This window comes from Pseudomonas shiyinii (assembly GCF_056725765.1).
Genome location: NZ_CM161522.1, coordinates 3,464,344 through 3,484,163 on the forward strand (window position 1 = coordinate 3,464,344; position 19,820 = coordinate 3,484,163).

Here is a 19,820-nt window from a genome sequence, read left to right on the forward strand (position 1 = left end):
GTTAAGGACAGCCGTGCAGCCCGCCTGGCGATCAACGCATGCTGGGCGGATCGAGCAACCAGGCCACGCAGATGACCCGGACCAGGCCGCTGAAGTTGCGCACCCCACCATGACGCAGGTGCACTTCCCGGTCCACATAGGACAACACTGCGCTTACCGTACACTGATTGGCCTCGGCGATCCGCTCCAGGATCCGCCAGTACACCACTTCCAGGCGCAGGCAGGTGGCAAAGCCATTGAGCCGGACCGAACGCGAGACCGGCCTGACCTGCACCATGTCGAAATCAGCCCTGAACGGGTCAACGCACTGCTTGCCCGGCCATTTTCCCTGGCAAGCACCACGCTTGCCTTGCTGCATCCTTATATCCACCGCACCACTCCATCGCCTGGGAAGACACCCAAGTGCTGTGCACGAGGGGCGCGCCCAATAAAGCGCCGCAGGCGCCTGGAGAGCAGTGGCAAAACCTTCCTCGAGGAAATGGAGCAGCCTGGTTCCGGTCGCGGAACCAGGCCTTGCATCGCCCTACGGCGGGGCGATCAATTGCCGTCGAGCAGCACGCGCAACATCCAGGCGGTTTTCTCATGCACCTGCATGCGCTGGGTCAGCAGGTCGGCCGTCGGCTCGTCGCTGACCTTGTCGACCACCGGGAAGATGCTGCGCGCAGTACGCACCACCGCCTCCTGGCCCTGGACCAACTGGCGGATCATCTCGTCCGCCGCCGGCACGCCCTCTTCTTCCTTGATCGAGGAATGGCGCGCATAGAAGGCATACGAGCCCGGCGCCGGGAAGCCCAAGGCGCGGATCCGCTCGGCGATCGAATCGACCGCCAGGGCCAGCTCGTTGTACTGCTCTTCGAACATCAAGTGCAGGGTACGGAATGACGGGCCGGTGACGTTCCAATGGAAGTTGTGGGTTTTCAGATACAGCACGTAGGTATCCGACAACAGGCGTGAAAGCCCGTCGACGATGGACTTGCGGTCTTCTTCGCTGATACCGATATCGATTGCCATGGATCTCTCCTTTTCACAAGGCTTGGTCATCAAGTGGGCATCACAAACTGTATCAGACCTACCCGTTCCTGCCTGTGACCCAGGGCAATCCATCCCTCGCGGTTTGAGAACCCCCGGCCTTTGCTGTTAAATAGGCACCGTGCCACCCGTGCGGACTGTCATTGCCGGGTGCATAGGCTGCCAACCGTGTGATCGCGCCTTACACCTGCGCACCACCCTGGCAGCTCTTCCTGTGATCGGCCTTATCAATGTGAGCCAACCCAAATGTTCAAGATCGTCCATCTGGTGACGGGCGTGGCAGCTTTGCTGCTATCGCTCATACCCAGCCTCAAAACCGAAGCTACACCTTTCCTCCAGCAACCTGAAGCCGTCTACCTGGCCTTGCTCGGCCTGCTCAACCTGCTCCTGGCCCCAGCCCTGCCACACTACTACAAAGGCCTGCGCCAGCAGCTGCAATACCTGGCCTGCGCCCTGCTGGTGCTGGCCGTGGTCCTGCAGACCGTGACGCTGCTGGCCCGCCCGGAGCTGGGCGACCTGCCTGCCTTGCTCTGCGCCGTCGCCGCCGTCGCCCTGCACCTGGGCGCAGGCTTCGCCCGCAGCATCGGCAAGCCCCGCGCCAGCCAGGGCGTCACCCAGGATGGCGGCAAGCGCGATACCGGCACAGTCAAGTGGTTCAACACCTCCAAAGGTTTCGGCTTCATTTCCCGCGACTCGGGTGACGATATCTTCGTGCACTTTCGCGCCATCCGTGGCGAAGGGCATCGCGTGCTGGTCGAAGGCCAACGCGTGGAGTTCTCGGTGATGCACCGTGACAAGGGCCTGCAGGCCGAAGACGTGGTCGCGGTCTCCCGCCGCTGACCCTGGGCGGTTCGTGGCGTAGCGGCTTGCCCGCCACGCCATTGGCCGCACTTCAATAATGAGGCGGTGGCGCCTCCTCTCCCTCGCTGCCGTACGGCCCCACCATTTCCTCGTAGCGCTTGATCAACTCGGCCATCTGCAACTGCAGGCGCTCGATCACGCGGGCCTGCTCGACCACCACGTCATTAAGCGCCTGGATGGTGTCATCCTGAAACGCCTGACGGCTTTCAAGCTCGACGACTCTCGACTCCAGCGACATGGCGTCAGGCCTCCTTGAAGTCTTCGTTCAATACCGCGCGCAAGCGTTGACGGATCGCCTCGACCTGCTCCGGGGTGTAGTCGACCGCAGGATGGCGCCCCCACACCGGAGCCGGCCAGGCGGCATCGTCACGGCGGCGCACGATGACATGCATGTGCAGCTGGCTGACCACGTTGCCCAGGGTGGCCACGTTCATCTTGTCGGCCGCGAAACACCCCTTGAGGGTCTCGGCCAGGTAGGTGGTTTCCTTCCACAACTGTTGCTGGTCGGCCTCGCTCAGCTGGAACAGCTCGCTGACCTCGGCACGCCGCGGCACCAGGATGAACCAGGGGTAGTTGGCATCCTTGCTCAACAGCAGCCGGCACAACGGCAGATCTCCCAACACCAGGGAATCCTGTTGCAGACGCGAATCCAGGACAAACACGGCAAACCTCCTCAACGTGAAACGGCCCAGCGGGCACTACGGGCCAATGAAGCCAAGGATACCCTGCTTCAGCACCCTGGCAGGAGCACTGTTGTGCTCACCGCGGTAACACTGCGCTACTTTTCGCACCAAAAGGAGGCCCGCCCGCGCGATACGCCCCACTGCTTTCTACTCGGATTAACAAGTGGCGGTAACACATTGACTTCAATGGCAGGTTTTATCGCAGGCGCTCCATGCGACTCCTGGCACACCATCAGACATGCTTCGCCCCGTGTTTGCGGAGGTTTTCTCGCCTCGTCCGCAGCGGATGTGAAAATTTCATGAAGAGTTCGTGATTTTGAGCACGCTTGTTGCATTCCCTGTCATTCAAGTCGGCACGATGCCTGCAACCGGCAGGTACGCGACAAATAACAACAGCGGCATGGATTTCCAGGGAGTTTCGCTCGCTTACTTATGTTTGTTACACATTTGTGACGAGAGTGATAACGGCGCTGGCGTTGTACGACCCTGAAAAGGGCGTGATTTGCGACACGGATCTAACTAAAAGCGACATTGTGAAAAAGTTATCAAAAGGTTGTTTTTTCTTTGTCGCCAAGCACAGTCAGCGTGATATACATTTTCGCCGACATAAAAAGAAAGAGCTGCCCCTATAACTAAAAAACCTGGGCGCAGCGGTACTCTTCCTAAAACCAAAGGAGCAAATCACGATGCGCGTGATGAAGTGGAGCATGATCGCCCTGGCCGTCGCGGCAGGGACCTCGCAGCTGGCCCTGGCCTCTTCGCAGGATGAATCCAAGGGTTTCATCGAAGACAGCCAGCTGAACGTCAAGACCCGTATGCTGTATTTCAGCCGTGACTTCCGTAACAATGACCGGGATCCCGATACCGGCGACCGTCAGAGCCGCGTGGAAGAGACCGGCCTAGGTTTCGTGGGCACCTTCGAGTCCGGATTCACCCAGGGTACCGTAGGTGTCGGTGTGGATGCGATCGGACTCCTGGGTGTCAAACTGGACAGCGGTCGCGGCCGCGCGGGCACAGGCTTGTTCCCACTCGGCGAGGATGGTCGTGCGCAAGACGACTACTCTGAAGCTCACGGCGCCGTGAAACTGCGCATCTCCGACACCGTGTTGAAGTATGGCGGACAATTCACCGCCCTGCCGGTCTTCGCTACCGATGATAGCCGCCTGCTGCCAGAAGTCGCCGAAGGCTTCCTGTTGACCAGCAACGAAATCGAAGGCCTCGAACTGAATGCCGGTCATTTCACACGCCTTAACGCTCAGGCCCAGACCTATAAGGACAGCATCGGCGGCCGCGACGGCGACACCGGCATCAAAAACCCTGGCCTGACAGAAGCCAACATCGTTGGCGGCACCTATGCCTTTAACGATAACCTGAGCACCAGCCTGTATTACTCCAAGGTTGAAGACTACTGGCGTAAATATTACGCCAACGTCAACTGGGCCCTGCCAATCTCCGACAAGCAAGGCTTGGTGTTCGACTTCAACATCTATGACACCAAGAGCGATGGTGACCGCGCTCGCGCCTTTGACGGCGACAAGCTCGACAACCGCGCATTCAGCCTCTCGGGCGCTTACAACATTGGCGCACACACCTTCACCCTGGCCTACCAGAAAGTCACCGGTGACGGCGACTATGCCTATGGCGTCGATGGTGGCGGCAGTATCTTCCTGGCCAACTCCGTTGCCCGTTCCGACTTCAACGCCGAAGACGAGAAGTCCTGGCAGGCTCGCTACGACCTGAACTTCGCCGAATACGGCATCCCAGGCCTGACCTTCATGACTCGCTACGTGCGCGGTACCGACGCCAACGTCGCCGGCACCAGCAACGGCAAGGAATGGGAACGCGACATCGACATCAAGTACGTGCTGCAGGAAGGCCCGGCCAAAGACCTGAGCTTCCGCGTACGCCAGGCCACCTACCGCTCCTCCGATGGTGTCTACTACGGTTCCCCATCGCTGGACGAACTGCGCCTGATCGTCGAGTACCCGCTGAGCATCCTGTAAGCCCCTGGCTTGCATTTGCCCCGCACTGGAAAAGCCCGGCGATCGCCGGGCTTTTTCTTGGCTGACAAGCGCCCCGCCCTGGGGCATCCTGTACGCCTTCGCTTCGCCCCCGTACAATGCGGGGTCATTTCAACGTCTTAGGCAATCGACACGGCTCACCATGCGCACCAGTCAATATTTGCTCGCCACCCAGAAAGAAACCCCTGCCGACGCAGTGGTCATCAGCCATCAGCTCATGCTGCGCGCCGGCATGATCCGCAAGCTGGCCTCCGGCCTGTACACCTGGCTGCCGATGGGCCTGCGGGTGATGCGCAAGGTCGAAGCGGTGGTCCGCGAGGAAATGAATGCCGCCGGAGCCCTGGAAGTGCTGATGCCGAGCATCCAGCCCGCCGAGCTGTGGCAGGAATCCGGCCGCTGGGAACAATACGGCCCGGAGCTGCTGCGCCTGAAGGACCGCCATGACCGCGAGTTCTGCGTTGGCCCGACCCACGAGGAGGTCATCACCGACCTCGCGCGCAACGAGCTGTCCAGCTATAAACAGCTGCCGCTGAACATGTACCAGATCCAGACCAAGTTCCGTGACGAGATCCGTCCGCGCTTCGGCCTGATGCGCGGCCGCGAATTCATCATGAAGGACGCCTATTCCTTCCATGCCGACCAGGCTTCCCTGCAGGAAACCTACGACCGCATGCACCAGGCGTACACCAATATCTTCACCCGCCTGGGCCTGGACTTCCGTCCGGTGCAGGCCGACACCGGCTCCATCGGTGGCAGCTACTCCCATGAGTTCCATGTCCTGGCCGAGTCCGGCGAAGACGATGTGATCTTCAGCGACAGCTCCGACTACGCCGCCAACATCGAGAAGGCCGAAGCCATCCCGCGTGAAACCGTGCGCCCTGCCCCCACCGAGGAGCTGCGCCTGGTCGACACGCCCGATGCCAAGACCATCGCGCAACTGGTCGAAAACTACGGCCTGCCGATCGAGAAGACCGTCAAGACCCTCATCGTGCGCGGCGCCGAGGAAGGCAAGCTGGTCGCCCTGGTGGTCCGTGGCGACCACGAGTTGAACGAGATCAAGGCTGCCAAGCTGGAACAAGTCGCCGACCCGCTGGTCATGGCCACTGACGCCGACCTGCGCGCTGCCATCGGTGCTGGTGCCGGCTCCCTGGGCCCGATGAACCTGCCGCTGGAATGCATCATCGACCGCTCCGTGGCCCTGATGAGCGACTTCTGCATCGGCGCCAACATCGACGACAAGCACTACTTCGGTGTCAACTGGGAACGCGACCTGCCAGTCCCACAGGTCGCCGACCTGCGCAACGTGGTCGAAGGCGACCCGAGCCCGGACGGCCAGGGTACCCTGGTGATCAAGCGTGGCATCGAGGTTGGCCATATCTTCCAGCTCGGCACCAAGTACAGCGAGGCGCTCAAGTGCCAGGTACTGGGCGAGAACGGCAAGCCGGTGACCCTGGCCATGGGTTGCTATGGCATCGGCGTGTCCCGCGTGGTCGCCGCCGCCATCGAGCAGAGCTATGACGACAAGGGCATCATCTGGAACGACGCCCTGGCACCGTTCCAGATCGCCCTGGTACCGCTGCGCTACGAAACCGACGCCGTTCGCGAAGCCACCGACAAGCTGTACGCCGAACTGACCGCCGCCGGCTACGAAGTGCTGCTGGACGACCGCGACAAGAAGACCAGCCCCGGCATCAAGTTCGCCGACATGGAGCTGATCGGCATTCCGCACCGCATCGTGGTCAGCGACCGCGGCCTGGCCGAAGGCAACCTGGAATACAAGCACCGCACCGAGCAGGAGGCCCAGACCTTGCCGCTCAACGAGGTGCTGACCTTCCTGCAAGCCCGCATTCGCCGCTGATACGAGTAGCCATGTCCAAGCGAAGTACCTTTGCCCTGGGGGGCGCCGCACTGTGCGGCGCCCTGCTCGTCAGCGGCTGCGCCAACCAGATGTCCCAGCGCAGCGAGCATGAGGAGCGCGCCGAGCGCAAGCTGCTCGAACATACCCTGCAGATCGACGTCGGCGAGCCCAAGGTCATGGAGCTTCCGCAACGGCGCGTGCGGGTTCATGAACAGAAGCGCTTCGAAGTCACCGAGTTCGAAGTCACTCGCCGGTATGACCGCTACACGCCGTACCAACCCTGGCGGGAGATCTACGAGATCCCCCTGGGTGCGGTGGCGGTGGTCGCTGGCATCGGCGCCAACGTGGTCAATGTATTCGCCTTGGGCAACCTGCCGCAAAGCGTTACCCATGACTGGCTCAGCTACGGCCTGGCCGGGCTCAACCCGTTCATGAACGTGCAATCCAACGGCCGCGCGCAGCAGAACCTGGCGGGTATCAGCGAGGTGCAAAAGGACAAGCGCGAGGAATACACCAGCCTGCCCTGGAACGAGCGGTTGGTCGAGGTCAAGGCCGGCAAGCTGACCCACGAGCTCACCACTGACCACAACGGTGTGTTGCGCCTGAACCTGCTGGACAGCCCGTTCTCCGAACAGAACCTCAATCACGTCGGCACCCTGCACCTGCACGTGGCCGACGAGGACAACGGCGCTCGGGCCGATGCCAGCCTGCTGGTCAGCAGCGCCCTGCGGGGCAAGCTGCAGGAAGCCCACGAGCTGATCTTCGACGACCTCGAGGATGACGAGGTGGGGCAATGGGTCCACCGGGTCAAGCGCTTGTCTGAACTGGGCTTGGAAGAGGAAGCCAGCGAACTGGAGCAGAGCCTGATCGAGCTGACCCGCAACGATCCGGAGCTGCAACAGGAATTCCTGCATGCCTTGACCAAGGATGCCGGGCGGCTGGCGGCTGATCCGGGCGTTCAGTAGCTGAGATCGATGGGGCCGCTTTGCGGCCCTTTCGCAGCGCAAGGCTGCTCCTATCACCTTTTTACGCGCTTGCCGCTCTATTGCGGTGGAAAAAGCTCCAACTGCTCATGGGCCCCGCGCAAATCCCGCAAACGTACCCCCACCCCCAGTAGCCGCACCGGCTTGCCGCCCCTGGCAAAGGCCTGGCTCAGCAACTGCCGATAGCTCTCCAGGTCTCGCCCTGCGCCCGCCTGCTCCAACGTGGTCTGGCTGAAGTCATGGAACTTGACCTTGACGAACGGCTTGTCGGGCCGATAGCTGCTGTCCATCCGCGCGATACGCTCGTTCAGGCTGCGCAGCAGTTCAGGCAGTTTGGCCAGGCAGCTCGCCAGGTCCGGCAGGTCGGTGTCGTAGGTGTTTTCCACGCTGACCGACTGGCGCCGGCTGTCATTGTGCACACTGCGCTCATCGATACCCCGCGCCAAGCCCCACAGCCGCTCGCCAAAACTGCCGAACTCACGCACCAGCGCCAGCCGTGACCAGTCGCGCAGTTCCAGGCAAGTATCGATGCCCAGGCGCGCCAGTTTGTCGGCCGTGACCTTGCCCACCCCATGCAGCCTGGCGACGGGCAACGCGGCCACGAAGGCCTCGACTTCAGGTGGCGTGATGACGAACAGGCCATTGGGCTTGCGCCAGTCGCTGGCGATCTTGGCCAGGAACTTGTTCGGCGCCACACCGGCAGACACCGTGATGTGCAAGGTCTTGGCGACCCGCCTGCGTATATCCTCGGCAATGCGCGTGGCACTGCCGGCGTACCACTGGCTGTCAGTGACATCCAGGTAGGCCTCGTCCAGCGACAGCGGCTCGATCAGGTCGGTGTAGTCGCGAAAGATCGCATGGATCTCCCGGGAGGCTTCGCGGTAGGCCTCGAAACGTGGCTTGACGATCAACAGGTCCGGACACAATTTCAAGGCATGCCGCGACGACATGGCCGAGCGCACCCCATAGGCACGCGCCTCATAATTGCAGGTAGCGATGACCCCACGCTGCTCCGGCGACCCGCCCACGGCCATGGGCCGGCCAGCCAGCCGCGGGTCGTCGCGCATCTCGATCGCGGCATAGAAACAATCGCAGTCGATATGGATGATCTTGCGCAGGGACATGGATGACCGTCAGCACTGTAAATTCATACAGATACTACTCCATGGGACGAAACGGCGTCAGCAGCCTTCCAGTAAAACCGCCAAATTCCTTGCAAGCCCCGCCATGACTGAGCTGCAGCCACGCCATCGACGCTAAGGGATTGAACAAAAAAGGATTTTTCAAAATAAGCCTTGACATGGGGCAGGATTTCCGTAGAATTCGATCTCACAGGCGCGGGATGGAGCAGCCTGGTAGCTCGTCGGGCTCATAACCCGAAGGTCGTCGGTTCAAATCCGGCTCCCGCAACCAGATTCAGAGAAAGGCCACTGTCGATACAGTGGCCTTTTTTCTTGCCCTTGAAAAAAATCGACGGAAAATCAAAGAGTAATGCTTGACAGCCACTCAGAAATCCGTAGAATGCGCCCCACTGACGCGGGATGGAGCAGCCTGGTAGCTCGTCGGGCTCATAACCCGAAGGTCGTCGGTTCAAATCCGGCTCCCGCAACCATATTCGTCAGAACAAACCCCGCACTGTGAAAGCAGTGCGGGGTTTGTTGTTTATACCCCCGAAAAATATGTCTCCCTGTAGGAGCGGGCTTGTCCCGCGATCGGCTGCAAGCAGCCGTGAAACCCTCCACTTCGATACAACAGACAGAACAGGTGTCGCTGGTTTGCGGCTGCTTTACAGCCGATCGCGGGACAAGCCCGCTCCTACAGGAGGGCATGGCAGCGTGCCGCAAAACCACGCCTTCGGATGAACTATCTTTAACCCTGCCAGAGCGCTGAAAGCGCGTCGGCCAGGAGTAATATCTGGATACGTTTTCCGAAGAGACTTTCACTTGGCCGCACCTCTGCCCAACCTCGCGCAGCCTGCCCGGGGTTACCTATGAATGCGCATGACACCCAAAACCCGGTGCCTCTTGCCACCACGCTGCCCAACGCCGCCCGTCGCCTACCTTGGCTGGAACGGCTGAGCCGATACCGCCAGCCCCTTGGCCTGGCCTTGACCCTGCTGCTGTTCAGCCTGGCCCTGGTCGCCTGTCGCCACCTGCTGAGCGAACTGGACATCCATGCCCTGCATGACGCCCTGCTCAGCGTGCCGGGCCCGTCCCTGGCAGGCGCCTTGCTGGCTACCGCGCTGGGTTTCACGGCCCTGCTCGGCTATGAATGGTCGGCCAGCCGCTACGCCGCGGTGCCCCTCCCCGCGCGCACCCTCGCCCTGGGAGGGTTCAGTGCCTTCGCTATTGGCAATGCCGTCGGCCTGTCGATCCTCTCTGGCGGCTCGGTGCGTTATCGCCTGTATGCACGCCATGGCTTGGGCGCAGCAGAAATCGCCCGCATGACCGTGTTCGCCAGCTTGTCGCTGGGCTGTGCCCTGCCACCCCTGGCGGCACTGGCAACGCTCGGTGACCTGCCGGCTGCCGCCGCTGCGCTACGCCTGCCCGCCCCCGTGCTGGCCGGTATCGCCGTGGCGGTGCTGGCGATGACCGCTGTACTGGTGGCCAGTCTCTATCGCCGGCGCCTGCCCGAACAACCCCTGGCCGACAACGTGCTGGTGCGGTTCGGGCGACGGACCTTGCGCCTGCCTGGCCTACGCCTGGCGGCCTTGCAACTGCTGGTCACGGCCCTGGATGTCATCGCCGCAGCCACGGTGCTTTACCTACTGCTGCCCGACGCCCCGCCGCTCGGCGCCTTTGTCCTGGTCTACCTGCTGGCCCTGGCGGCAGGCGTGCTCAGCCACGTACCGGGCGGGGTCGGGGTGTTCGAGGCCGTGCTGCTTGCAGCGTTCGCCGAGCAACTGGGCGCCGCACCGCTGGCCGCCGCCTTGCTGCTGTACCGCCTCATCTATGTGGTGCTGCCCCTGCTGGTGGCCTGCGTATTGCTGCTGGCCAGCGAAGCGCGCCGCCTGCTGTTCGCCCGCCAGGCGATCAATGCCGCGGCCGGGCTGGCTGCGCCGGTGCTGGCGATCCTAGTGTTCCTCTCAGGCGTCGTGCTGCTGTTTTCCGGCGCCACCCCGGAGATCGACACGCGCCTGGAACACATGGGCTTTCTTATCCCCCATCGCCTGATCGACGCCTCACACTTCGGCGCCAGCCTGGTCGGCGTGCTGTGCCTGCTCCTGGCCCAAGGCCTGAGGCGACGGCTGTCAGCGGCCTGGCTGCTGACCACCGTGCTGTTGCTGGTGGGTGCCGTGTTGTCGCTGCTCAAAGGCTTCGACTGGGAGGAAGCCTGCATACTGAGTGTCACCGCAGCACTGCTGGCCCTGTTCCGCCGCTCCTTCTACCGGCCCAGCCGACTGCTGGAGCTGCCATTCTCACCGGTCTACCTGGTGGCCAGCGTCTGCGTGCTCGGTGCCTCATTGTGGCTGCTGTTATTCGCCTATCAGGATGTGCCCTACAGCCACGAACTGTGGTGGCAGTTCACCCTGGATGCCGACGCGCCCCGCGGCCTGCGCGCCGCCATGGGCAGTGCCGTGCTGCTGGTGATCGTCGCCCTCACCTGGTTGCTGCGTACCGCGCGGCCGGTTATCCACCTGCCCACAGAAGAAGAGCTGCAACGGGCCAAGCGCATTCTGCTGGACTCCGACCAACCCGATGGCGGCCTGGCCTTGACCGGCGACAAGGCGCTGCTTTTCCACCCCAACGACGAAGCCTTCCTCATGTACGCCCGCCGAGGCCGTAGCCTGGTCGCCCTGTACGACCCGATCGGCCCCGCCGAGGCGCGGGCCGAGATGATCTGGCAGTTCCGCGACTTGTGCGACCTACACCACGCCCGGCCGGTGTTCTACCAAGTGCGTGCGCAGAACCTGCCCTACTACATGGACATCGGCCTGACTGCGCTCAAGCTCGGCGAGGAAGCCCGGGTCGACCTGCAGCGCTTCGATCTGCAGGCTCAGGGCAAGGAAATGAAAGACCTGCGCTACACCTGGAACCGAGGCGGGCGCGATGGCCTGGCCCTGGAAATCCATGAACCCGGCCAGGCACCGCTGGCGGCGCTCAAGGAGATTTCTGACGCCTGGCTCGGCGGCAAGAACGTACGCGAGAAAGGCTTTTCCCTGGGCCGCTTCAGCCAGGACTACCTGCACCATTTTCGCATCGCCCTGATCCGCTTCCAGGGGCGCCCGGTGGCCTTCGCCAACCTCCTTGAAACCCATGGTAACGAACTGGCCAGCCTGGACCTGATGCGCGCCCACCCCGAGGCGCCCAAGCTGACCATGGAGTTCTTGATGATCGGCCTGATCCAGCACTACAAAAGCCAGGGCTACGCCCACTTCAGCCTGGGCATGGTGCCGCTTTCCGGCCTGCAGCCGAGGCGTGGCGCGCCCCTGACCCAGCGCCTGGGCTCGATGGTGTTCCAGCGCGGCGAGCAGCTCTACAACTTCCAGGGGCTGCGACGCTTCAAGGACAAGTTCCAACCGGACTGGGAACCCCGCTACATGGCCGTGCCAGCCGGGCTCGACCCGCTGGTGGCGCTGGCCGATACCGCCGCCCTGATCGCAGGCGGCCTGACTGGTTTGGTGAAACGTTGATGACCCGACGCTATTGGTTGTACGTATGCAGCGCATTTTTCCTGGCCTTGCTGGCAGGCGCAGCGACGTTCTGGCTATGGACCCGCCCCGCCCCCGAGGCCCACTTGGAACACCTGACCCTGGCCGACGGCAGCACCCTGCTGCGTACCATACCCGGCGTGCATGCCCGCAGCCATGTCGCCATCGCCGTCCCTGCCGGGCAGGCGTTGAGCGACAGGCAGCTGCTTGACCTGAGCCAGGCGGGCGAGGCACAACTGGTGCAGGTCGTCTTACCGCCAAGCGATTGCACCCGGCAGCAACAGGTACTGGACGAAGCCATGAAGGCCCTGTCCGCGCCTGCGAACCTGGTCGCCGGTATCGGCCCTGGTGCCGCCCAGGCCTGGCGTTGGCTCGCCGCCCAAGGCGATGACAAGGCCCGCGCCATCTCCGTAGGTTTCACCTTGGAGCAACCCGGCTGCCAGCCCTTGCCCCAAGCGGCCGCCCACGGGCACTGGAGCGTGGCCTGGAACGACAACCCCGACGATGCCAGCGCAGCCTTCGTGCGCAACCAGGCCAACGCCGAAACCAGCATCAGCGACTATGACATCCACCTGCCTCAGGTACTCAAGGCGCAACTGACCCAGGCCCTGGTGGGCAACAATGGCAATGGTCTGAACATCCCGGTGGTCGAGGTTCCGGCCGGGCAGACCACCGACACGGTGACCCTATTCCTCTCCGGTGACGGCGGTTGGCGTGACCTGGACCGCGACGTGGCCGGGGAAATGGCCAAGCTCGGCTACCCGGTGGTCGGTATCGACACCCTGCGCTACTACTGGCAGCACAAGAGCCCGGAACAGAGTGCCGCGGACCTTTCGGAGCTGATGCAGCACTACCGCCAGAAGTGGGGGACCAAACGCTTCGTGCTCACCGGCTATTCCTTCGGTGCCGATGTCCTTCCGGCGATCTACAACCGCTTGCCGGACGAAGACAAGCGACGGGTCGATGCGGTGATCCTGCTGGCGTTCGCCCGCAGTGGCAGTTTCGAGATCGAGGTCGAGGGCTGGCTGGGCAAGGAAGGCCAGGAAGCGCCAACCGGGCCGGAGATGGCCAGGCTGCCGGCTTCCAAGGTGGTGTGTGTGTATGGCGTCGAGGAAGCCGACGAGAGTGGTTGCACGGACAAGACCGCCGTCGGCGAACATCTGAAGCTTCCAGGCGGCCACCACTTCGACGAGAACTACCCGGCCCTGGCCAAGCGCCTCATCGGCGAGATCGAGACCCGCCAGGGCAAGGCCAGCGTGGCAGAGCAGAACTGAAACGCAGGAATGGCCTTGCGAGGGCTGCTTGGCAGCCCTTTCGCGGCACAAGGCCGCTCCTACACGATCGCGTCGGGCGCTATATCGAGGTAGGTAGAAGCGGCCTTGTGCCGCGAAAGGGCCGCGCAGCGGCCCCGAAAATCGGCCGCGCAAGGCTACTGCTACCAAACAACGGTTCAGATCTCCACTTGCGTCCCCAGCTCGATCACGCGGTTCAACGGCAGGTTGAAGAACCGCAGGTTGCCGTTGGCATTCTTGAGCAGGAAGGCGAACAGGTTGCCACGCCAGCGCGCCATGCCTTCGAGCCGCGAAGCGATCACCGTCTCGCGGCTGAGGAAGTAGGTGGTGCGCATCGGGCTGAAATCCAGCGCATCCAGGTGACACAAACGCAATGCCGCCGGCACGTCAGGCTCATCCATGAAGCCGAAGTGCAGCAGCACCCTGAAGAACCCGTCGCCATAGGCCTCCACCTCGAAGCGTTCATGCTCCGGCACCCGCGGGCGGTCTTCACTGACCACTGTCAGCAGCACGACCTGGCTGTGCAGCACTTGGTTGTGCAACAGGTTGTGCAATAGCGCATGGGGTACGGCATCCGAGCGTGCGGTCAGAAATACCGCGGTGCCCTCCACCCGGTGCGGCGGCTGCGCACGGATACTGCTGATGAACAGCGGTAGCGGCAGCGCCGCGTCATCGATGCGCTCCACGAGGATCTGCTTGCCACGCTTCCAGGTGCTCATCAGCACGAACAACACGATCGCCGCAAGCACCGGGAACGCGCCACCCTGCACGACTTTGGGCAGGTTGGCCGCGAAGAACAGCCCGTCGACCAGCAAGAAGCCCAGCAGCACCGGCACCGCCAGCACCGGTGGCCACTTCCATAGCAGTAACATCACCACCGACACCAGCACTGTGGTCATCAGCATGGTACCGGTCACCGCCACACCATAGGCTGCCGCCAACGCGCTGGAAGACTCGAAACCGATCACCAGCAGCACCACGCCGACCATCAAGGCCCAGTTCACCGCACCGATGTAGATTTGCCCCTGCTCGTCGCTGGAGGTGTGCTGGATCTGCATGCGCGGCACATAGCCCAGCTGGATGGCCTGCCGGGTCAAGGAGAAGGCACCGGAGATCACTGCCTGGGACGCGATCACCGTGGCCAGCGTGGCCAAGCCTACCAAGGGCAGCAAGGCCCAGCTGGGCGCCAGCAGGTAGAACGGGTTGCGTGCCGCAGCCGGGTCCTGCAGCAACATGGCGCCCTGGCCGAAGTAGTTGAGCACCAGCGCTGGCAGCACCAGGGCGAACCAGGCCCGGGCAATGGGCTTGCGACCGAAGTGGCCCATGTCCGCATACAGCGCCTCGGCCCCGGTCAGGGCCAATACCACCGCGCCCAGGATCGCCACCCCCACGCCCGGGTGGACGATGAAGAAACGCACCGCCCACGCCGGGTTGAGGGCCTTGAGCACCTCGGGACTCTGCAGGATGCCATGCACGCCCAACGCCGCCAGCACCAGGAACCAAGCGACCATCACCGGCCCAAACAGGATTCCGATCTTCGCCGTGCCGTGCTTTTGCACCAGGAACAAGGCCACCAGGATCACCACGGCAATGGGCACTACCCAGTGGTCGATGCCGTCGAACGCCAGCCCCATGCCCTCCACCGCGGACAGCACCGACACCGCCGGGGTGATCATGCTGTCGCCATAGAACAACGAGGCACCGATCAACCCGCAGCCGACCATGACCATGCGCAGCCTCGGATAGGGCGCCACGGCACGCCGGGCCAGGGCGGTCAGCGCCATGGTGCCGCCCTCGCCCTGGTTGTCGGCACGCAGGATGAAGATCACATACTTGACCGACACCACCCACACCAACGACCAGAAGATCAGCGCCAGGATCCCCAGCACACCATCATGGTTGACCGTGACACCATAGCCGCCGGTGAACACTTCCTTGAGGGTATACAACGGGCTGGTGCCGATGTCGCCATACACCACCCCTACCGCTGCCACCAGCAGGCTCAGCGGCCGGGCCGCTCCCTGCCCACCTTCGGCGTGACTGCTTGCCTGAACCATCGACCACTCCCGCAGACGGCCTTGCAGGCCGATAGAATTCACACCCGCGCCAAGGTGTCACGCCTGCCCCGGCACAATGGCGCGAAGCATAGCTCAGCGTTCGTCGCTTTTCTGCTGGTCAAGCGTCCTTGTGCTCGCTAGAATTGCGCACTTTTTGATCAGAGGCGCCAAAAGCGCCCGTCAGGATCGCCCCCTTCAATTCCGGCCGGGCGAGCCGTATTCAATACCGAGGTTAGTCATGTCCACCACTCCCGCCACGCCGAAGGTCGGCTTTGTTTCCCTGGGCTGTCCGAAAGCTCTGGTCGATTCCGAGCGCATCCTGACCCAGCTGCGCATGGAAGGCTACGAAGTCGTGCCCACCTACGAGGACGCCGACGTAGTGGTGGTCAATACCTGCGGCTTCATCGACAGCGCCAAGGCCGAGTCGCTGGAAGTGATCGGCGAGGCGATCAAGGAAAACGGCAAGGTCATCGTCACCGGTTGCATGGGCGTCGAGGAAGGCAACATCCGCGACGTGCACCCGAGCGTGCTTTCGGTCAGCGGCCCGCAGCAGTACGAGCAGGTGGTCAACGCCGTGCATGAGGTGGTGCCTCCGCGCCAGGACCACAACCCACTGATCGACCTGGTACCGCCCCAGGGCGTCAAGCTGACCCCACGCCACTACGCCTATCTGAAGATTTCCGAAGGCTGCAACCATAGCTGCAGCTTCTGCATCATCCCGTCCATGCGCGGCAAGCTGGTCAGCCGCCCGGTGGGCGAGGTACTGAGCGAGGCCGAGCGCCTGGTCAAGGCCGGGGTCAAGGAAATCCTGGTGATCTCCCAGGACACCAGCGCCTACGGCGTGGACGTCAAGTACAAGACCGACTTCTGGAACGGTCGCCCGGTCAAGACCCGCATGCTCGAGTTGTGCGAAGCCCTGAGCAGCCTGGGTGCCTGGGTGCGTCTGCACTACGTCTACCCGTACCCGAACGTCGACGACGTGATCCCGCTGATGGCTGCCGGCAAGATCCTGCCGTACCTGGACATCCCCTTCCAACACGCCAGCCCCAAGGTCCTCAAGGCCATGAAGCGCCCGGCCTTCGAAGACCGCACCCTGGCTCGCATCAAGCGCTGGCGCGAGCAGTGCCCTGAGCTGGTCATCCGTTCGACCTTCATTGTCGGCTTCCCGGGCGAGACCGAAGAAGATTTCCAGTACCTGCTCGACTGGCTGACCGAAGCCCAGCTCGACCGCGTCGGCTGCTTCCAGTATTCGCCTGTCGAAGGCGCCCCGGCCAACGACCTGGGCCTGGACGAAGTACCGGACGACGTCAAGCAGTCGCGCTGGGACCGCTTCATGGCGCACCAGCAGGCGATCAGTGCCGCACGCTTGCAGCTGCGTATCGGCAAGGAGATCGACGTGCTGATCGACGAAGTCGAGGAACAGGGCTCGGTCGGCCGCAGCTTCTTCGACGCGCCGGAAATCGACGGTAGCGTGTTCATCGACGGCGACCACGGCTTCAAGCCGGGCGACAAGGTACGCTGCCGCATCGTCGATGCCGACGAGTACGACATGTGGGCCGAGCCTGTCTGAGGTTTTCTGCCAGCCACTTAAGATCGTCGGGGCCGCTTTTCGGCCCTTTCGCGGCACAAGGCCGCTCCAGGGTTTGCGCGAACCTGAGCGGCCTTGTGCCACGATGGGCTGCGCAGCAGCCCCAGGCAGGCAAAACCGCTCTCACTGGCAGGGTATTTTTTAGCATCTATGTTTTCCTCTATGCCCCACGAGGAAAGCCCAATGTCATCGTCCCTGACGCTGCAAACCCCACACGTAAGCGACTACCCGGAGCTGGTCCGGATCTGGGAAGCGTCGGTGCGTGCCACCCATGATTTCCTGCCGGACGCCTATATCGTGCTGCTGCGCGAATACGTGCTGCGCCAGTACCTCGACGCCGTCATGCTGGTCTGCTGCAAAGACACCGCCAAGCGCATCCGCGGCTTCGCGGGCGTGGCCAACGGGCGGCTGGACATGCTGTTCGTGGACCCTGAGTTCATCGGCCAGGGTATCGGCAAACGCCTGCTGCGCTATGCCGTCGATGAACTGAACGCCGAGCGCCTGGACGTCAACGAACAAAACCCCAAGGCCCTGGGCTTCTACCTGCATGAGGGCTTCGAAGTCAGTGGCCGCTCGGAAACCGATGGCCTGGGCCAACCCTACCCCCTGCTGCACATGAGGCTGATTCCTACGAAACCTTGAGATTGGGGCGAAGGATGCCGTACACCTCCCCTGAAATGGCGTAAATGGCGTAGATTCCCAGCCCCAATGTCGCCTGGGCAGGTACAATGTCGGCTTCCCCTGCCCTTATGCGAATCGCTTTCATGTCTGAACCCGTGCGCCTGTCCAAACGCCTCATCGAGCAACTCGGCTGCTCCCGCCGGGAGGCCGAGCTGTTTATCGAGGGCGGCTGGGTCACGGTGGATGGCGTGGTGGTCGAACAACCCCAGTACAAAGTCTCAGCCGAACAGGTCGCCCTGCTGCCCGGTGCCCGTGCCGAGCAATTGCCGCCTGTCACCCTGCTGCTCAACCATCTGACCGGCCAGGACGCCGAGACGGGCCGGACCAGCATGACCATGGCCACCCTCAGCGAAGCCCACCCGCCAGCGGTGCGCCCGCTGCACGGGCATTTCGCCAGGCTGTCCTGCATCGCGCCCCTGGAGCCCGGCGCCAGCGGGCTGCAGCTCTATACCCAGGATTGGCGGGTAACGCGCAAGGTCGAGGCGGACCTGCATCGCCTGGAGCAGGAATATATCGTCCAGGTCGAAGGCCAGGCGCCTGCAGAAGCCTTGCAACGCCTGGCCCGGGGTATCACCCATAGCGGTCAGGAGCTGCCCAAGGCCAAGGCCAGCTGGCAGAACGAAAACCACCTGCGCCTGGCCCTGAAGAACCCACGCCCCGGGCAGATCGGCGCCCTCTGCGCCAGCCTCGGCCTGAAGGTGCTGGGCATGCGCCGTATCCGCCTGGGCGGCGTGTCCATGGGCAAGCTGCCTACCGGCCAATGGCGCTACCTGGCTGTCAACGAACGCTTCTAGCATTACCGCCACGCCATGGTCTGCGTGGCGCTTGAACAGGATCTGTCACATGAACCACAACGATGTCCTGCGTAGCCTGCGCTACATGCTCAAGGTGAACGACGCCAAAATGGCCGAGATCATCGGGCTGTCCGGCCTCGAGGTACACCCGCTGGTACTGGCCACCTACCTGAAGAAAGAGGACGAAGCCGGCTTCGTGCGCTGCCCTGAACGGGTCATGGCGCACTTTCTCGATGGCCTGGTGATCCATCGCCGCGGCCGCGACGACAGCCGTGCACCGCAACCGATCGAAGTGCCGGTGAGCAACAACACCATCCTCAAGAAACTGCGCGTAGCCTTCGAGCTCAAGGAAGAAGACCTGCACGTGATTCTCAAGTCGGTGAACTTCCCGGTGTCCAAGCCAGAGCTGAGCGCCCTGTTCCGTAAGGTCGGGCACGACAACTACCGCCCTTGCGGCGACCAGTTGCTGCGCAACTTCCTCAAGGGCCTGACCCTGCGCGTGCGTGGCTGAGTGACCATGCAGCATACGGTTTCACCGGTCGGTATCGTCCGCTCCTGCTTCAAGGAGAAATTCGCCATCCCGCGTCAACCGCAGTTGGCGCCAGCGGCGCGTGGCGTGCTGGAACTGTTGCCGCCGTTCGACCAGGGCGATGCGGTGGCCGGGCTCGAGCAGGTCAGCCATGTCTGGCTGCTGTTCCTGTTCCACCAAGCCCTGGAAGACAAACCGCGCCTTAAGGTCCGCCCGCCGCGCCTGGGCGGCAACAAGAGCATGGGCGTGTTCGCCACACGTGCGACCCATAGGCCCAATGGCATCGGCCAATCGGTGGTGCGCCTGGAAGGCGTGGAACCGGGGCGCCTGCTGCTGTCGGGCATCGACCTGCTCGATGGCACGCCGGTGCTGGATATCAAGCCCTATGTGCCGTACGCCGACCGTATCGACGGCGCCATCAACCAGATGGCCAGCGATGCACCTGAGGCGATTGCCGTAAGCTGGAGTGAAAGCGCCCTGCCCCAGGCCCATGCCCATGCCGTGCGCCTGGGGGAGCCCTTGGTAGAGCTGATCGAGCAGTGCCTGGCGCAGGACCCGCGACCGGCGTACCAGGTGCCGCCGGCGGAGCGGATGTATGGGGTGAAGTTCTGGGACGTGCAGGTACGCTGGCACTACCCACAGCCTGACGAGATTCGCGTATTGGAAGTGGTGCAAGACCTTTGATTGGCGGCACAGGCACCGTATTGCTTTGCCTCGTGGGAGCGGGCCTGCCTCGCGATTGGGCCGACGAACCATTCCTCAGGCAATAAAAAACGCAGGTCGAGACCGAATG

17 protein-coding genes and 2 tRNA genes are annotated in these 19,820 nt (G+C 63.1%); 13 read left to right on the top strand and 6 right to left on the bottom strand.

Annotated elements, in window-relative coordinates; all coding sequences use genetic code 11:
* Window positions 1–31: 31 nt before the first annotated feature.
* Complete coding sequence (locus ACXHGZ_RS15555; RefSeq protein WP_480460510.1) at window positions 32–358, bottom strand: ribbon-helix-helix domain-containing protein; 327 nt, start codon at window positions 356–358, stop codon at window positions 32–34.
* 179 nt (window positions 359–537) lie between these two features.
* A complete protein-coding gene (locus ACXHGZ_RS15560) occupies window positions 538–1,011 on the bottom strand; it encodes a Dps family protein (RefSeq protein ID WP_480460511.1) in 474 nt (157 codons plus the stop codon).
* Between the two features lie 264 nt (window positions 1,012–1,275).
* On the opposite strand from ACXHGZ_RS15560, the gene ACXHGZ_RS15565 reads away from it, so the two are divergent.
* A complete protein-coding gene (locus tag ACXHGZ_RS15565; RefSeq protein WP_480460512.1) occupies window positions 1,276–1,869 on the top strand; it encodes a cold shock domain-containing protein membrane protein in 594 nt (197 codons plus the stop codon).
* A gap of 52 nt (window positions 1,870–1,921) precedes the next feature.
* On the opposite strand, the gene ACXHGZ_RS15570 is transcribed toward ACXHGZ_RS15565, so the two are convergent.
* Both ACXHGZ_RS15570 and ACXHGZ_RS15575 read right to left on the bottom strand, forming a co-directional pair.
* The gene (locus ACXHGZ_RS15570) at window positions 1,922–2,128 is read right to left on the bottom strand and encodes a SlyX family protein (RefSeq protein WP_480460513.1); all 207 of its coding nucleotides are present in this window, start codon (window positions 2,126–2,128) and stop codon (window positions 1,922–1,924) included.
* Between the two features lie 4 nt (window positions 2,129–2,132).
* Window positions 2,133–2,552, bottom strand: a complete 420-nt coding sequence (locus ACXHGZ_RS15575) for an HIT family protein (protein ID WP_480460514.1) — start codon at window positions 2,550–2,552, stop codon at window positions 2,133–2,135.
* Between the two features lie 707 nt (window positions 2,553–3,259).
* Between ACXHGZ_RS15575 and ACXHGZ_RS15580 the strand changes: the two genes are divergently transcribed.
* The 3 genes from ACXHGZ_RS15580 to ACXHGZ_RS15590 all read left to right on the top strand — a co-directional run bounded on the left by ACXHGZ_RS15580 (window position 3,260) and on the right by ACXHGZ_RS15590 (window position 7,417).
* Window positions 3,260–4,576 carry an OprD family porin gene (locus ACXHGZ_RS15580; RefSeq protein ID WP_480460515.1) on the top strand — a complete coding sequence of 439 codons (1,317 nt, stop codon included), beginning with the start codon at window positions 3,260–3,262 and terminating at the stop codon, window positions 4,574–4,576.
* A gap of 160 nt (window positions 4,577–4,736) precedes the next feature.
* A complete protein-coding gene (locus ACXHGZ_RS15585) occupies window positions 4,737–6,452 on the top strand; it encodes a proline--tRNA ligase (protein ID WP_368829737.1) in 1,716 nt (571 codons plus the stop codon).
* An 11-nt stretch (window positions 6,453–6,463) separates the two neighbouring features.
* Window positions 6,464–7,417 (top strand): hypothetical protein, encoded by a 954-nt coding sequence (locus ACXHGZ_RS15590; RefSeq protein WP_480460516.1) that lies wholly within the window; start codon window positions 6,464–6,466, stop codon window positions 7,415–7,417.
* Between the two features lie 77 nt (window positions 7,418–7,494).
* On the opposite strand, the gene dinB is transcribed toward ACXHGZ_RS15590, so the two are convergent.
* Window positions 7,495–8,553 (bottom strand): DNA polymerase IV, encoded by a 1,059-nt coding sequence (dinB, locus tag ACXHGZ_RS15595; protein WP_480464071.1) that lies wholly within the window; start codon window positions 8,551–8,553, stop codon window positions 7,495–7,497.
* 218 nt (window positions 8,554–8,771) lie between these two features.
* Between dinB and ACXHGZ_RS15600 the strand changes: the two genes are divergently transcribed.
* The 4 genes from ACXHGZ_RS15600 to ACXHGZ_RS15615 all read left to right on the top strand — a co-directional run bounded on the left by ACXHGZ_RS15600 (window position 8,772) and on the right by ACXHGZ_RS15615 (window position 13,360).
* Window positions 8,772–8,848, top strand: a tRNA-Met gene (locus ACXHGZ_RS15600).
* Between the two features lie 122 nt (window positions 8,849–8,970).
* Window positions 8,971–9,047, top strand: a tRNA-Met gene (locus tag ACXHGZ_RS15605).
* A 378-nt stretch (window positions 9,048–9,425) separates the two neighbouring features.
* Entirely contained in the window at window positions 9,426–12,068 is a 2,643-nt protein-coding gene (mprF, locus tag ACXHGZ_RS15610) for a bifunctional lysylphosphatidylglycerol flippase/synthetase MprF (RefSeq protein WP_480460517.1), read from the top strand.
* Window positions 12,068–13,360, top strand: a complete 1,293-nt coding sequence (locus ACXHGZ_RS15615) for a virulence factor family protein (protein WP_480460518.1) — start codon at window positions 12,068–12,070, stop codon at window positions 13,358–13,360. The genes mprF and ACXHGZ_RS15615 overlap by 1 nt, the downstream gene beginning before the upstream one ends.
* Before the next feature lie 176 nt (window positions 13,361–13,536).
* Here ACXHGZ_RS15615 and ACXHGZ_RS15620 read toward each other — a convergent pair whose 3' ends face one another.
* Window positions 13,537–15,435, bottom strand: a complete 1,899-nt coding sequence (locus ACXHGZ_RS15620) for a potassium transporter Kup (RefSeq protein ID WP_480460519.1) — start codon at window positions 15,433–15,435, stop codon at window positions 13,537–13,539.
* Between the two features lie 238 nt (window positions 15,436–15,673).
* Here ACXHGZ_RS15620 and rimO point away from each other — a divergent pair, with 238 nt between their 5' ends.
* The 5 genes from rimO to tsaA all read left to right on the top strand — a co-directional run bounded on the left by rimO (window position 15,674) and on the right by tsaA (window position 19,711).
* The gene (gene rimO / locus ACXHGZ_RS15625) at window positions 15,674–17,005 is read left to right on the top strand and encodes a 30S ribosomal protein S12 methylthiotransferase RimO (RefSeq protein ID WP_324819033.1); all 1,332 of its coding nucleotides are present in this window, start codon (window positions 15,674–15,676) and stop codon (window positions 17,003–17,005) included.
* Between the two features lie 201 nt (window positions 17,006–17,206).
* A complete protein-coding gene (locus ACXHGZ_RS15630; RefSeq protein ID WP_084854465.1) occupies window positions 17,207–17,665 on the top strand; it encodes a GNAT family N-acetyltransferase in 459 nt (152 codons plus the stop codon).
* 122 nt (window positions 17,666–17,787) lie between these two features.
* Entirely contained in the window at window positions 17,788–18,498 is a 711-nt protein-coding gene (locus ACXHGZ_RS15635; RefSeq protein ID WP_480460520.1) for an rRNA pseudouridine synthase, read from the top strand.
* A 49-nt stretch (window positions 18,499–18,547) separates the two neighbouring features.
* Window positions 18,548–19,009, top strand: coding sequence for a YehS family protein (locus ACXHGZ_RS15640; RefSeq protein ID WP_324819138.1), 462 nt, complete (start codon window positions 18,548–18,550; stop codon window positions 19,007–19,009).
* A gap of 6 nt (window positions 19,010–19,015) precedes the next feature.
* Window positions 19,016–19,711, top strand: a complete 696-nt coding sequence (tsaA, locus tag ACXHGZ_RS15645; protein ID WP_480460521.1) for a tRNA (N6-threonylcarbamoyladenosine(37)-N6)-methyltransferase TrmO — start codon at window positions 19,016–19,018, stop codon at window positions 19,709–19,711.
* The last annotated feature ends 109 nt before the right edge of the window (window positions 19,712–19,820 follow it).